Source organism: Pseudomonas sp. YuFO20, assembly GCF_035064975.1.
Lineage (GTDB): Bacteria > Pseudomonadota > Gammaproteobacteria > Pseudomonadales > Pseudomonadaceae > Aquipseudomonas > Aquipseudomonas putida_AE.
Genome location: NZ_JAXDEO010000003.1, coordinates 81,822 through 94,829, shown reverse-complemented (window position 1 = coordinate 94,829; position 13,008 = coordinate 81,822). Strand labels below are relative to the sequence as shown.

Sequence of the window (13,008 nt, the reverse complement as noted above, 5' to 3'; positions counted from 1 at the left end):
AGATGAATCGCTGCCATTTTTGTAGGACAAGCGCAATTTCAGCGATACTGCCTCCCTAGGTCCTACGTGACCAACGAAACTTCCTAAGAGAGCCTTTAGCAGGACTAAACGATGAGCCGTCAATTACACGCCCAGACTTATGTCTGGCTGCAGGTGTTTTCCTGTGCCGCACGGCACTTGTCGTTCACCCGTTGCGCCGAAGAACTGCACATAACGCCGGGGGCGGTCAGTCAGCAGATCAGGCAACTGGAGGAGCGCCTGGGTTTTCGCCTGTTTCACCGGCGTGCCCGGGGCGTGGAACTGAGCGCCGAAGGCCAGCGATTGGCCATAACCGTCAACGAGGCCTACGGCAGCATCGATGCGGAATTGCGCCGGCTGGACGCGGGCATGATCAGCGGCACGCTGCGGGTGCGTTCGATCCCTTCCTTCCTGAGCAAATGGCTGACGCCGCGCCTGCCGCGCTTGCAGCAGCGCTTTCCGGACATTCAGTTGCGCCTGGTGGCCGAAGACAGCAGCGTGCCGTTGCACGAAGGCGATTTCGACTTGGCCATCGACCTCAACGACGGCAGCTATCCGGGCCTGTTATCCACAGCCTTGCTCGACGAGCAGATTTTCCCGGTCTGCGCCCCGAGCCTGTTGCGCGGGCGTCCGCCGTTGCATGGCCCGGCGGACCTGCTGCATTTTCCGTTGTTGCATGACATCACCGCCTGGCGCGGCAGTTACGAATACGCGGAATGGGAGTTTTATCTGGATGCCATCGGCTTTGAAGGCGCGGATGTGCGGCGCGGACACACCTTCAATCGCAACCACCTGACCATCGAAGCGGCCATCGCCGGAATGGGCGTGGCCATCGCCCGACGCACGCTGCTCAATGACGAGCTGGAGCGGGGCGCATTGATCGTTCCGTTCGGCCTGGCGGTGCCCAATCACAAGCGCTACATGGTGCTCTACGCGCCAGGGGCGCTGAGCCATCCGGGGGTGCGGGCGGTGCACGACTGGCTGGTGGAGGAAGCGGGGATTTTTCGCGGCCTGCACCCGCTGTCGGAGGGGCAGATGTGAGAATTCGTGACGAAGGAGCGGGTCGACCCAACTCCCGACCTTAACAGCGCATTTACCGGTTGTCCGGCTTTTTTTGCGAATAGATATTTATCTTTTTCTAGGGGTTGAAATGTTCATCGTACAGACCGATTGTGTAACCAAGAGGTCACGGTGATGACGCCCAAGGGCTTAGCTGACCGGCCTCTCGCGAGCTAGCTGAAATAAGGGATGAACTATGCAAATCCAAGTCAATAGCGATAACCATATTCAAGGCAGTAAACGACTGGAGGAGTGGGTACGTACTACCATTGAGAGCACGCTCGAACGCTACGAAGAGGACCTGACACGCGTCGAGGTCCACCTGCGGGACGAGAACGGCGACAAGCCTGGTCCCCACGATATGCGCTGCCAGCTGGAAGCGCGGCCAAAAGGCCACCAACCGATTTCTGTCACCCATAAAGCCGCCAGCCTGGAACTGGCGATCGACGGAGCCGCCGAGAAACTCGAGCATGCGCTGGAACACCTGTTCGGCAAATTGCGAGGCAAACCACGCGCCGCTGTAGTGCCGTTCGAGCCGAGGGCTCGCGCTGATGTGCTCCTGGAAGAAGAGTTTCTTGAAAACGAACAGGCTGCGCAAAACGCCTGACGCCTGATTCACTTTTTACCTTCCCACCGAAAACGGGCCTGCATTGCAGGCCCGTTTTGTTTTTTGTACCTGCTGGAACCTGATCTCATCCGACAGTTTTGCGTATGAGAATATTTATCATTAATATTGCGCCTTGCTGGCCCCGTGACGTTCATGGGGCCTCACCCGGTTTCAAGGTCGCGACATGAAAGCCAAGACACTCCCTGTTTCCTATCGCCTGGCGGTCACTTCGCGGGTGCTGGCTGCCGTGTTCGGCGGCTATCTGGTGACCACGTTGGCCAGCGTGTGCCTGACGCTTTGGGCCCCCATGGCCCGCACCGAAGCGGTAGTGACCGGGATGATGAGCTCGTTCGTGGTTTATCTGCTGGCGGTGATCTGGTGTTTTGCCTGTCGCTCAGCGTGGCGGGCCTGGTTCGGATTGATCGTGACGGGCCTGGTTTTGGCAGCGGCAGCGGGGATGGGGTACTGGATGGAGCGGTCATGAAAGAGGGCTTTCGCCAGGCCATGGCCTGGCTGCACACCTGGGCCGGCCTGATTTTCGGCTGGCTGCTGTTTGCGATTTTCCTGACCGGCACCCTCGCTTATTTCAAGGACGAGACCAACCACTGGATGCAGCCGGAAATCCCCGCCCGTCCAGTGTCCACCGAGGCCAGCCTGGCGCTGGCCCAGGCCTATCTTGGGCAGCACGCCCCGGGCGCTGCGCGCTGGATCATCGATTTACCCAGTGCCCGCGATCCCCGCCTGTCGGTGCGCTGGCAGCAGACGCCGGCCAAGCCCGGCGAGCGCGGCCAGCTCACGGAGAAACTCCTCGACCCGCAAACCGGCAACCAAGTGCAGGGCCGCGAGACTCGGGGTGGCGAGTTCTTCTACCGCTTCCACTTTCAACTGCAAATGCCTTATCCGTGGGGCCGCTGGTTGTCGACCCTTGCAGCCATGGTGATGTTTGTCGCGCTGATCAGCGGCATCATCACCCACAAGAAAATCTTCAAGGACTTCTTCACCTTCCGTCCGCGCAAGGGCCAGCGTTCCTGGCTCGACGGGCATAACGCGGTGGGTGTGCTGGTGTTGCCGTTCCACCTGATGATCACCTATAGCAGCCTGGTGATTTTTATGGCGATGGTGATGCCGGCGAGCATCGTTGCCGCCTATAAGGGCGATGCCCAGGCGTTTTACAGCGAAGTTTTTCCGGCCGCCAATACGTCGCCAGCCGCTGGCAAACCTGCGCCTTTGGTGGCGTTGGCGCCCTTGCTGGAGCAGGCTCGCGGGCAGTGGTCGGGTGGTCGGGCCGCACGCGTGACGGTGAGCAATCCTGGCGATGCGAATGCCTCGGTGATCCTGGCCCGGGAAAGCGCGGACCGGGTGGTCTACGACTATGGCAGCGCCGTGACCTTCAATGGCGTGACCGGTGAACTGCTCGACTCGACACCACCACGAACCCTGCCCATGGCGATAGCCGGCGGATTCTATGGTTTGCACATGGGGCATTTCGCCGGCCCGATGTTGCGCTGGCTGTATTTCATCTGCGGACTGGCGGGCACGGCAATGATCGGCACCGGGCTGGTGATCTGGCTCGGCAAGCGTCAGCTCAAGCATGCCAAAAGCGGCGTGCTGCCATTTGAATTGCAGCTGGTGGAGGTCCTTAACATCGCCAGCATGTCGGGGTTGCTGGTCGCCGTCGCCGTATACTTCTGGGCCAACCGGCTGCTGCCGGTCGGCATGGTCGGGCGAGCGGATTGGGAGGTCGACAGCTTCTTTATCGTGTGGGGCTTGAGCCTGCTGCATGCCCTGGTCCGCCGGGGTCGCGCCGCGTGGGTGGAGCAGTTGACGCTGGCGGCGGCGCTGTTTGCCGCGGTGCCGTTGCTCAACGCCTTGACCACACCCTGGCACCTGGGCGTCTCGCTTGTTGAGGGTGATTGGGCCATGGCCGGTTTCGATCTGGCGTGCCTGGCCAGCGGCCTGCTACTGGGTTGGGCCGCCTGGAAAATGCAGCGCGCAGAGCGGGCAAAAGCCCGTGGACAGCAACGCGCCCGATCGACCCATCTTGAGCAAGAGGCGAACTGAATGTTGCTGGTCTCGTTGCTCTGCTACGCCGGTTTCACGGCACTGTGTTTGTCCATGGATCGGCACCATGCCGACTTGCTGGGGCGCAAACCGTCGCAGCGCTTATGCCTGGGATTGAAGCTGGCTGGCGGGCTGTTGCTTGTGCTGTCGCTCTGGATCGCGGTGTCGGTCCCAGGCTGGGCGTTGGGGCTGGTGGAGTGGTTCGCGGTGCTGATGCTCAGTGCCTTGCTGCTGGTGTTGCTGCTGCCGTATCGCCCGCGCCTGGCGTTGGCGCTGGCCGGACTGAGCCTGTTGGCCAGCCCGATGGCCGCCATGGCGCAGTACTGAATCGATGACGCCTCCCGAATCCCCTGAGATCGAGCACGCCGAACCACGCTGCGCCCGTGCGCATTTTCTCCAGGTGTTTCTCTCCCAGCGTTCGCAAATGGAAGCGCTGGTGAATCGTCGCGTCGGTTGCCGGGCAACGGCGGCGGACCTGGTGCAGGACCTGTTCGTCCGTTTTTGGCGCCGCCCCCTGGTGCAGGTTGAAGAGCTCAGTACCTACCTGTTGCGCTGCGCCGGCAACATCGCCATCGACCATTTGCGCAGTGAAGGCACGCGGGTGCGGGCCAACGAAGGCTTGATGGCGCAACCGTCGGACAGCGTGGGTGGCGAACCGCAAGCGGCGCTGGAGGCGGGCAACGATCTGCGCCATGTCGAAGCGGCATTACGCGCGTTGCCCGAGCGCACGCGGCAGATCTTCCTGCTCAACCGCATCCATGGCCGCAAGTACGTCGAGATCGCCAAGGCCATGGGCCTGTCCCAAAGTGCCGTGGAAAAACATATGATGCGCGCGCTCGAGGCCTGCAAGGCCAGCCTGCGGGAGCCCGACCCGCGCACGCCAGGGAAAGCACCGTGAATAGCATCGAACGCGTCATGCCGACGCCCGCTCAGGAACAGCAAGCGCTGGCCTGGCTGAGTCTGTTGCATGACCAGCCCAGCAGTGGTGATCAGGTCACCTTCAGCCAGTGGTTGCAGGCCGACCCGGCCCATGCCGAGGCGTATGCCCGTGCCCAAGTGCTGTGGGAGTTGAGTGAAGTGCCGGCGCGCACGCTTGCCGATGAGGATGCGCTGGCCTTGCAGGGTTACCTCAACGCGATGAATCGCTCACGCCGCAGCAGCGTCCGGCGTTGGTCGGGTGCGCTGGCCATGGCGGCTTGCCTGCTGCTGATGATCAGCCTTGGCAGCGGTTGGCAGCCGTTGCGCTGGATCGATGACCTGGGCGCCGATTATGTCTCGGCACCGGGGCAAATCCGCACCGTCACCCTGGCCGACCATTCGCAAGTCACTCTCGATGCCGACAGTGCGATTGCCGTGGATTTCAGCGGTGGCGAGCGGCATGTGCAGGTGCGGCGCGGCGCCGGATTTTTCAGCGTGGTCCACACCGGAGAGCCCTTTGTGGTCGACGCCGAGAAGGGCCAGGCGCGGGTGCTTGGCACAGAGTTCGAGGTGCGCCTGCAACCCAAGAGGGCGCAGGTGACAGTGTTGTCGGGTCGGGTTGGCGTGACGGCGGACAGGAACGCGGAGCAGCAGATCCTGACGGCTGGCCAGCAGGTGGCCTATGGCGAAGGTTCGGCGCAGAAGCTCCACGCGGTGGACAGCGAGGCTCAGTTGGCGTGGCGCCAAGGTTGGCTCAATTACTACAAGGCGACGCTGGCCGATGTGGTTGAGGATTTGCAGCGGTATTACCCCGGGCGGATCGTGTTGCTCAATGATGAGCTGGCCAAGCGAACGGTTAGTGGCAGTTTTCCGAGCAAGGATCCGCAGGCGGTTTTGAGTTCCTTGCAGGGGGTGTTGGGGTTTGAGCAGCATCAGGTTCTGGGGCGTCTGATCATTTTGCGGTGAGGCCACTGGCCCTTTCGCTGGCTAGCCAGCTCCTACAGGTTGAACGCGGTCCCCTGTAGGAGCTGGCTTGCCAGCGAAGGCGTCAGATCAAACACCTCAACGTCCAAAAAAAATATTTCAACTTTCTGCTGAGGTAAAACCGAGTGCCATCCGTGTAGTGACTGAAACTGCGAGTCATTCGCATCCGTTGCGGTTCTACACAGGTCATGAGTCATGAAGTCCAGGGCAATATCGGGTTCGGTCAAACAGTGGTTGGGTGTGTCTGCGTTGAGCTTCGCGGCGTTGGCGCTGCTGCCGTTGAATGGGGTGATGGCCGCGCAGGCCAACGCCCGGCAAAGTTCGCTGTTCAGCTTTTCGATGGCCGCCAAACCACTGCCCCAGGCCTTGAGCGACTTCAGCCAAGTCACCGGCATCAGCGTGGTCTACACCGATGAAGCGCCTTACGCCCTCAATGCCCCGGCGCTCAACGGCCAGTTGAGTGCCGAACAGGCCCTGCAACGCTTGCTCAGCGGTTCTGGCCTGACCTTCCGCCGCATCGATGGCCACACCATGGCCCTGGAGCCGCTACCGATCGAGGGCGCGCTGAACCTGGGTGCCACCACCATTACCTCGGTGATGGATCAGTCCACCAGCTACCAGCCGCCACCCACCAGTTCGGTGATGCGCACCTCGACGCCGCTTCAGGAAATTCCCCAGACGGTCAACGTCGTCCCGGCCCAGGTCATTCGCGACCAGGCGCCGCGCAACCTCGATGACGCGCTGGCGAACGTCAGCGGCATCACCCAGGGCAACACGCTGGGCAGCACCCAGGATTCGGTGATGACCCGCGGTTTCGGCGATAACCGCAACGGCTCGATCATGCGCGACGGCATGCCGCTGGTGCAGGGGCGGGGCATGAACGCCACGGTGGACCGGGTTGAAGTGCTCAAGGGCCCGGCCTCGTTGCTCTACGGCATCCAGGATCCCGGCGGGGTGGTCAATATGGTCAGCAAGCAGCCGCAGCTTGATCCGTACAACGCCCTGACCTTGCGGGGCTCGACCTATGGCGAAGGCAAGAACGGCAGTGGTGGCACCTTTGACAGCACGGGCGCCCTGGGCGATTCCGGCTTCGCCTACCGCATGGTGCTGGACCACGAAGACGAAGAGTACTGGCGCAACTACGGCGTGCACCGCGAGACCCTGGTGGCGCCGTCGCTGGCCTGGTTCGGGGAAAGCACCAAGCTGTTGTTCGCCTATGAACACCGGGAGTTCCTGACCCCGTTCGACCGAGGCACGGTGATCGATCCCCGGGACAACCATCCGCTGGACATCCCCCGGGATCGCCGGCTCGACGAACCCTTCAACAACATGGAAGGGCGCTCTGACCTGTATCACTTCCAGGCCGATCACGAACTCAACGACAACTGGACAGCCCATTTCGGCTACAGCTGGAACCGCGAAACCTATGACGCCAGCCAGGTGCGCGTGACCGCCATCGACACCAACAAGGGCACGCTGACACGCAGCATGGACGGCACGCAGAATGCAATCAGCACCGACCGTTTCACCACCGCCAGCCTCGAAGGCAAGGTCGATGTCGCGGGCATGCAACACGACCTGGTGTTCGGGATCGATGACGAATACCGCAAGATCTACCGCGCCGACCTGATCCGCCAGAAAAGCCTGACCACCTTCAGCTACCTCGACCCGGTGTACGGCCGTGAAGTGCCAGGCACCACGGTCAGCCCGGCCGACAGTGCCCAGACCGACAAACTGCGCAGCGATTCGGTGTTCATGCAGGACTCGATCCACCTCACCGACCAATGGATCCTGGTGGCGGGCGCACGCTTCCAGGAGTACGACCAGTACGCCGGCAAAGGCGTGCCGTTCAAGGCCAACACCGACAGCAACGGGCAGAAATGGGTGCCGCGCGCCGGTCTGGTCTACCGCTACACCGATGAGCTGTCGTTCTATGGCAGCTACACCGAATCGTTCAAGCCCAACTCGACCATCGCGCCGTTGAGCGGCAGCAGCACAGTGCTCGATGGCAGCATTGCGCCGGAAGAAGCCAAGTCCTGGGAAGTCGGGGCCAGGCTGGAAATGCCGGGCCGCGTAACGGGCAACATCGCGCTGTTCGACATCAACAAACGCAACGTCCTGGTGGCCAATTCCGAAGGCCCGGTGACCCTCTACAGCGCGGCGGGCGAAGTGCGTTCCCGCGGCCTGGAAGTGGATTTGAGCGGCCAGCTCAGCGACCGTTGGAGCATGATCGGCAGCTATGCCTACACCGATGCCGAAGTGACCGAAGACCCGGTCTACAAAGGCAAGCAGCTGCAGAACGTGGCCAGGAATAGCGGCTCGCTGTCGGCGGTGTACGACTTTGGCAGCCTCATCGGTGGCGATCAGCTGCGGGTGGGCGCAGGCGCGCGTTATGTCGGGGAGCGAGCGGGCAATGCCGTGAATGATTTCGACCTGCCGAGCTATACCGTCGCCGATGCGTTCGCCACGTACGACACCCAGCTCGATGGGCAGCGGGTCAAGTTTCAGCTCAACGTGAAGAACCTGTTTGACCGCACCTACTACACCTCGGCGGCGAGCCGGTTCTTCGTGTCGATGGGGGATTCGCGGCAGGTGACGTTGTCGAGTACGTTGGAGTTTTGATGAGGGCCTTGAGTCTTTTTGTACTGCCACTGAGCACCCTTGTCGAGTGGCGACAAGGGTGTCGAGCGCTACTTGCAGTGGGTTACAGCTGAGTTCGATTCAGGTCCCAAACATCAATCGTTCCTTTCGCGTCAGCAATTGAATCCTGGCCTTGCGATTCACGCCAAATGGAAAAATCAAAATGAGCTTTGAGTATCCCTTTCGCAAGATCAATTTCGATAATCTGAATTTTCCCAATGATGGGGGCGGGTGTATAAATCTGATTTGGGTTTTCTTGGACGTACCAGATTCGTTTAATCGCCTGATCCCCAATAAGATAGGTATTGGGTGTGATGCTTTTATCGAAGTTGAAAACCCAATGTCGGTCATTGTCTACGGCTGAAATTTCAACTTGATCGAATTGGGTGGTTCGAAAGAAAACTTTTTGGCTTTTGAACGTTGGGTGGTGGGCGCCAAATACTGCATCCAAAGAGCCGGACGCAGGAGGGAGGTTGGCTAATACTGTAAGGTTTGTTTCGAATTGTTCAGTTTTGGACATAATATATAACTCCGTTGGGGAGTTATAATAATCGGTCCTCAGTGCTGTCATGGCTACTGTCATATCTGACGGGTTTTCAATGAAAACGAATAATAGTTCGCGATAAGTGATCCAATTATTGTCGTGAAAATTCGATCTACCGCAACCAGACCTGCCGATACTCCCCCGGAGTTCCACCTGAAGCCTGCCGAAAGCGATTGGTAAAATGACTCGCACTGGCAAACCCACACGCCAACGCAATCTCCCCCAACGGCTGCGAAGTTGAGCGCAACAATTCCCGCGCCCGGCTCAGCCGACGTGCCAGCACATATTGATGCGGCGGCAACCCAAAGCTCTCACGAAACATCCGCGCAAAGTGGTACTCCGACAGCGCACACAGCGCAGCCAACTGTCCCAGGCTGATGGCCTCGGCCAACTGACTGTCGATGAACTCCACCAACAACCGGCGCTGGTGTGCAGCCAATCCGCCCTTGAGGCGCAAATCCTGACGAGCACCGACCTGGCTGAGCAGCGCATGGGCGAGCATCTCGTGGGCCAGGCTGCTGGTGAGCAGGCGTTCACCCGGTTCGTCCCAGTTGAGGCTGATCAAGCGTCGAAAGCGCGCCGCCTGCTGCGGGTCATCGAGAAAGGTTTGCTCGCGCAACTGCATTTGCCGGGGCTCGCGATCGAGCAGGGTGACGCAGCCCAGGGCAAATTGCTCGGGGCTGAAATACAGGTGTGCCAGGCGAATGTCGCCGTTGATCACCCAGCCTGACTGATGCTCGGCCGGCAGGATGCACAGTTTGTCCGGGCCGCCCTTGGTGCCGGGCTGGTCACGGCGGAAGGTGCCGGTGCCGCCGGCGATGTAGCAGGACAAGGTGTGGTGACTCGGCGCTGCGTAGTCCTGGGCGTCGTGATGGTTGCTCCACAGGGCCGCAGCCATGCCGTCACCGAGCTCGGCGCTGTGCTCCAGGCGAGCATTGGGCGAGCGGTTGAGGGCTTGAAAGACTTGCAGGTTTTCCAGTGCGGGCATGATCGTTCTCTCCAACGCCTTGCATCCTACTCCGTAGGCGTTCGCCTGCCAGCCCGTCGCCGGACAAAAGCGCAAGATTATGCAAGTGCGGCGCATCGTGGCGCAGGACACTGGGCACCTAGCCGAGGAGCCTTTGTCATGAACCTTTCGTTGTACCTGCTGACTGTGTTGATCTGGGGCACCACCTGGATTGCCCTGAAATGGCAACTGGGCGTGGTGGCAATTCCCGTGTCCATTGTCTATCGCTTTGGTTTGGCGGCGCTGGTGCTGTTCGTGATCCTGTTGCTCAGCCGCCGCCTGCAAGTGATGAACCGCCGCGGGCACCTTATTTGCCTGGCGCAGGGGTTGTGCCTGTTCTGTGTCAACTTCATGTGTTTCCTCACCGCCAGCCAGTGGATCCCCAGCGGCCTGGTCGCCGTGGTGTTTTCCACGGCTACGCTGTGGAATGCGCTGAATGCACGGGTGTTCTTCGGCCAGAAAATCGCCCGCAATGTGCTGATGGGCGGCGCCTTGGGCTTGCTCGGCCTGGGCCTGTTGTTCTGGCCCGAGCTGGTCGGGCACACCGCCAGCCCGCAAACCTTGCTCGGCCTGGGCCTGGCCCTGTGCGGCACCTTGTGTTTCTCGGCGGGGAACATGCTGTCGAGCCTGCAGCAAAAAGCCGGGCTCAAGCCGCTGACGACCAATGCCTGGGGCATGGCCTACGGCGCGGCGATGTTGTGTGCGTGGTGCCTGGCCAAGGGCATTGCCTTCGACATGGAATGGAACGCACGCTACATCGGCTCGCTGTTGTACCTGGTGATCCCCGGTTCGGTCATTGGGTTCACCGCTTACCTGACCCTGGTCGGGCGCATGGGGCCCGAGCGCGCAGCCTATTGCACGGTACTGTTTCCGGTGGTGGCGCTGAATGTCTCGGCGTTTGCCGAAGGCTACCAATGGACCGCCCCGGCACTCGTGGGCCTGGTGATGGTCATGCTGGGCAACGTGCTGGTGTTTCGCAAGCCCAGGGCGAGCGCCCACCCCGTGCCGGGAAAGCTGGCTTGAGCAGCAGGCTGTTCAGTTGTCTTTTACGGCGGTGAGATAGATAAGGGCGAGAAACATGTATTCAATGTTTCTTTGTGCCCAATCATTGGCGTAGCGTTGAGCAGAGTACTCCAGGTCAAACCATTCATTGAGTATGGTGACGTATAGAAGTTGATAAACAATGATGCCTATCACGAGACCGGCGATCGCGTATTTTTTTGCCTCGTGAAACTCTGGGCGTGGTGCATCGACTTTTCGGCAAAGCTGATAGGTCCCCACCAGGCAGCTGAAAGTAGAAAGGGTCTCGAGCGAAATGATTGCCCAGTAAAAGCGATGATGAAACATATTTGAGCTGATTGCCCTGTAGCGTCGGGAGTCATTGCCTTCGGTATTGCTCATGCTGATGATGCGCCCGATATAGTCGGCGTATGCCGCATAGTCGGTGACATTGTTAATGAGCGTCATCAGTCCGAACAGTGCCGCTGTCAAGACAATCAGTATTTTGCTCCGCCTTATCACACAGATGGTGGTTAGTTTATTCATGGGGGTATTCTCCGAGTGCACGTTTGGTGCTCTTTTAATCGCTCGGAGTTTATAACTGTTCAGACAAGTTCGGCCGGAGACTGCATTGCAAGTTATGTCGTCTTTCAATAGCCATTCAGCGTTTTTTTAATGTTGCGCAAAGTGGCACGTCCAGCCAGAGACGTGCCATCGTTCAATCAGCCTTTCCAAACCTGCGGGTTGACCAGATCTTGTGGGCGCTCACCCAGCAAGGCACTGCGCAGGTTCGCCAGGGCGCGGTTGGCCATGGCGTCGCGGGTTTCATGGGTGGCCGAACCGATATGCGGCAAGGTCACGGCGTTTTTCAGTTGAAACAGTGGTGATTCGGCCAGCGGTTCTTTTTCATACACATCCAGCCCGGCGCCGCGGATGCGGTTGCTTTGCAGCGCCTCGATCAGTGCCGGCTCATCTACCACCGGACCACGGGCAATGTTCACCAGGATCGCGCTCGGCTTCATCAGGGCCAGTTCGCGATGGCTGATGAGGTGCCTGGTTTTCTCGCTGAGCGGGACCACCAGGACGACGAAGTCGGCTTCAGCCAACAGCTCGTCCAGGCTGCGCATCTGCGCGCCGAGTTCCTGTTCCAGCGAAGTCTTGCGGCTGTTGCCGCTGTAGATGACCGGCATGTTGAAGCCCAGGCGACCACGGCGCGCGATGGCCGCGCCGATATTGCCCATGCCGACGATGCCCAGGGTCTTGCCGTGGACGTCGCAGCCGAACAGCGGGGTACCGACGCTGGCTTGCCATTGACCTGCCTTGGTCCAGGCGTCGAGTTCGGCGACGCGGCGCGCACTGCTCATCAGCAAGGCGAAGGCCAGGTCGGCGGTGCTTTCGGTGAGCACGTCCGGCGTGTTGGTGAGCATGATCCCGCGCTCGTTGAAATAGGCCACGTCATAATTGTCATAGCCCACCGAGACGCTGGACACGACTTCCAGCCGGGCGGCGTTTTCCAGTTGTGCGCGACCCAGCTTGCGACCGACCCCGATCAAACCGTGGGCATGGGGCAGGGCTTCGTTGAACTGGGCGTTGATGTCGCCCTTTTTCGGGTTCGGCACGATGACGTCGAAGTCTTGTTGCAGGCGTTCAACCATTTCTGGCGTGACGCGGCTGAAGGCGAGGACGGTCTTTTTCATGGGCAAAGGGCTCTTCGGGCGCAGGAGAATGGGTGGAAAGCTACAAGCTTCAAGCGCCAGGCCGCAAGTTAAAAGCTACCCGCAGCGCTTTTAACTTGACGCTTGCAGCTTGGAGCTTGCAGCTGCCATTCCGCTATACTGTCGACTTTCGCGGCTCGCTGACCGGGCCCGACACAGTGTGCATCACCCGGAGCTTTTCATGACTTCCCCGAAACAACCGCCGGTAGCCGACGCCTTGGGCGCCGAACAGGCAGAGCTGCCAGGCAGCGTCGACTCCAGCGCTGACAGCGAGACCAAACCCGCTATCCCGGCGTTCAAGTTCCCATTCAAGCCGGGTGAGCTGCAGGCCAACAAGGACGCCAGCCAGCCGTGGTACAAGAATGGCGCCAGGAATGGCCACACCAAGACGCCGGGGATGGCGCCTCCGGGTACACGCCGTTCGATGGGCAAGCGTTAGGTTTCAGGTTTATCCAGC

General features: G+C 60.4%; 14 protein-coding genes. 10 read left to right on the top strand and 4 right to left on the bottom strand.

Annotated elements, in window-relative coordinates:
• Positions 1–111: 111 nt before the first annotated feature.
• The 8 genes from SOP85_RS02695 (at position 112) to SOP85_RS02660 (ending at position 8,269) form a co-directional block, all read left to right on the top strand.
• Positions 112–1,059, top strand: a complete 948-nt coding sequence (locus SOP85_RS02695) for a LysR substrate-binding domain-containing protein (protein ID WP_274073963.1) — start codon at positions 112–114, stop codon at positions 1,057–1,059.
• Positions 1,060–1,273: 214 nt separating this feature from the next.
• Positions 1,274–1,684, top strand: a complete 411-nt coding sequence (locus SOP85_RS02690) for an HPF/RaiA family ribosome-associated protein (RefSeq protein WP_274073962.1) — start codon at positions 1,274–1,276, stop codon at positions 1,682–1,684.
• Positions 1,685–1,868: 184 nt separating this feature from the next.
• On the top strand, positions 1,869–2,168 hold the full coding sequence (locus SOP85_RS02685) for a DUF3649 domain-containing protein (protein WP_274073961.1): 300 nt from the start codon (positions 1,869–1,871) through the stop codon (positions 2,166–2,168).
• Positions 2,165–3,745 carry a PepSY-associated TM helix domain-containing protein gene (locus SOP85_RS02680; protein ID WP_323626001.1) on the top strand — a complete coding sequence of 527 codons (1,581 nt, stop codon included), beginning with the start codon at positions 2,165–2,167 and terminating at the stop codon, positions 3,743–3,745. The genes SOP85_RS02685 and SOP85_RS02680 overlap by 4 nt, the downstream gene beginning before the upstream one ends.
• Entirely contained in the window at positions 3,746–4,072 is a 327-nt protein-coding gene (locus SOP85_RS02675; RefSeq protein WP_323605597.1) for a DUF3325 domain-containing protein, read from the top strand.
• Between the two features lie 4 nt (positions 4,073–4,076).
• Complete coding sequence (locus tag SOP85_RS02670; protein WP_323626000.1) at positions 4,077–4,643, top strand: RNA polymerase sigma factor; 567 nt, start codon at positions 4,077–4,079, stop codon at positions 4,641–4,643.
• The gene (locus tag SOP85_RS02665) at positions 4,640–5,629 is read left to right on the top strand and encodes a FecR family protein (RefSeq protein ID WP_323625999.1); all 990 of its coding nucleotides are present in this window, start codon (positions 4,640–4,642) and stop codon (positions 5,627–5,629) included. The genes SOP85_RS02670 and SOP85_RS02665 overlap by 4 nt, the downstream gene beginning before the upstream one ends.
• A 213-nt stretch (positions 5,630–5,842) precedes the next feature.
• Positions 5,843–8,269, top strand: coding sequence for a TonB-dependent siderophore receptor (locus tag SOP85_RS02660; protein ID WP_323625998.1), 2,427 nt, complete (start codon positions 5,843–5,845; stop codon positions 8,267–8,269).
• Positions 8,270–8,351: 82 nt separating this feature from the next.
• Here the strand turns inward: SOP85_RS02660 and SOP85_RS02655 are convergent, their stop codons facing one another.
• Positions 8,352–8,807, bottom strand: a complete 456-nt coding sequence (locus tag SOP85_RS02655) for a hypothetical protein (RefSeq protein WP_323625997.1) — start codon at positions 8,805–8,807, stop codon at positions 8,352–8,354.
• A 136-nt stretch (positions 8,808–8,943) separates the two neighbouring features.
• Positions 8,944–9,819, bottom strand: a complete 876-nt coding sequence (locus tag SOP85_RS02650; protein WP_323625996.1) for a helix-turn-helix transcriptional regulator — start codon at positions 9,817–9,819, stop codon at positions 8,944–8,946.
• A gap of 138 nt (positions 9,820–9,957) precedes the next feature.
• Between SOP85_RS02650 and SOP85_RS02645 the strand changes: the two genes are divergently transcribed.
• A complete protein-coding gene (locus tag SOP85_RS02645) occupies positions 9,958–10,860 on the top strand; it encodes a DMT family transporter (RefSeq protein WP_323625995.1) in 903 nt (300 codons plus the stop codon).
• 12 nt (positions 10,861–10,872) lie between these two features.
• On the opposite strand, the gene SOP85_RS02640 is transcribed toward SOP85_RS02645, so the two are convergent.
• Together SOP85_RS02640 and SOP85_RS02635 are read right to left on the bottom strand one after the other, a co-directional pair.
• Complete coding sequence (locus SOP85_RS02640) at positions 10,873–11,382, bottom strand: DUF2165 domain-containing protein (RefSeq protein ID WP_323625994.1); 510 nt, start codon at positions 11,380–11,382, stop codon at positions 10,873–10,875.
• A 176-nt stretch (positions 11,383–11,558) separates the two neighbouring features.
• Positions 11,559–12,533, bottom strand: coding sequence for a 2-hydroxyacid dehydrogenase (locus SOP85_RS02635; protein ID WP_323625993.1), 975 nt, complete (start codon positions 12,531–12,533; stop codon positions 11,559–11,561).
• A 199-nt stretch (positions 12,534–12,732) separates the two neighbouring features.
• On the opposite strand from SOP85_RS02635, the gene SOP85_RS02630 reads away from it, so the two are divergent.
• Positions 12,733–12,990: a hypothetical protein gene (locus SOP85_RS02630; RefSeq protein WP_323625992.1), complete on the top strand. Its 258-nt coding sequence runs from the start codon at positions 12,733–12,735 to the stop codon at positions 12,988–12,990.
• The last annotated feature ends 18 nt before the right edge of the window (positions 12,991–13,008 follow it).

Excerpts from the sequence above, each read along its gene's own strand:
- SOP85_RS02650 (WP_323625996.1), bottom strand. The coding sequence starts at position 9,819 with ATGCCCGCACTGGAAAACCTGCAAGTCTTTCAAGCCCTCAACCGCTCG.
- SOP85_RS02685 (WP_274073961.1), top strand. The coding sequence starts at position 1,869 with ATGAAAGCCAAGACACTCCCTGTTTCCTATCGCCTGGCGGTCACTTCG.
- SOP85_RS02660 (WP_323625998.1), top strand. The coding sequence starts at position 5,843 with ATGAAGTCCAGGGCAATATCGGGTTCGGTCAAACAGTGGTTGGGTGTG.
- SOP85_RS02635 (WP_323625993.1), bottom strand. The coding sequence starts at position 12,533 with ATGAAAAAGACCGTCCTCGCCTTCAGCCGCGTCACGCCAGAAATGGTT.
- SOP85_RS02690 (WP_274073962.1), top strand. The coding sequence starts at position 1,274 with ATGCAAATCCAAGTCAATAGCGATAACCATATTCAAGGCAGTAAACGA.
- SOP85_RS02655 (WP_323625997.1), bottom strand. The coding sequence starts at position 8,807 with ATGTCCAAAACTGAACAATTCGAAACAAACCTTACAGTATTAGCCAAC.
- SOP85_RS02630 (WP_323625992.1), top strand. The coding sequence starts at position 12,733 with ATGACTTCCCCGAAACAACCGCCGGTAGCCGACGCCTTGGGCGCCGAA.
- SOP85_RS02675 (WP_323605597.1), top strand. The coding sequence starts at position 3,746 with ATGTTGCTGGTCTCGTTGCTCTGCTACGCCGGTTTCACGGCACTGTGT.
- SOP85_RS02645 (WP_323625995.1), top strand. The coding sequence starts at position 9,958 with ATGAACCTTTCGTTGTACCTGCTGACTGTGTTGATCTGGGGCACCACC.
- SOP85_RS02680 (WP_323626001.1), top strand. The coding sequence starts at position 2,165 with ATGAAAGAGGGCTTTCGCCAGGCCATGGCCTGGCTGCACACCTGGGCC.
- SOP85_RS02695 (WP_274073963.1), top strand. The coding sequence starts at position 112 with ATGAGCCGTCAATTACACGCCCAGACTTATGTCTGGCTGCAGGTGTTT.
- SOP85_RS02670 (WP_323626000.1), top strand. The coding sequence starts at position 4,077 with ATGACGCCTCCCGAATCCCCTGAGATCGAGCACGCCGAACCACGCTGC.
- SOP85_RS02640 (WP_323625994.1), bottom strand. The coding sequence starts at position 11,382 with ATGAATAAACTAACCACCATCTGTGTGATAAGGCGGAGCAAAATACTG.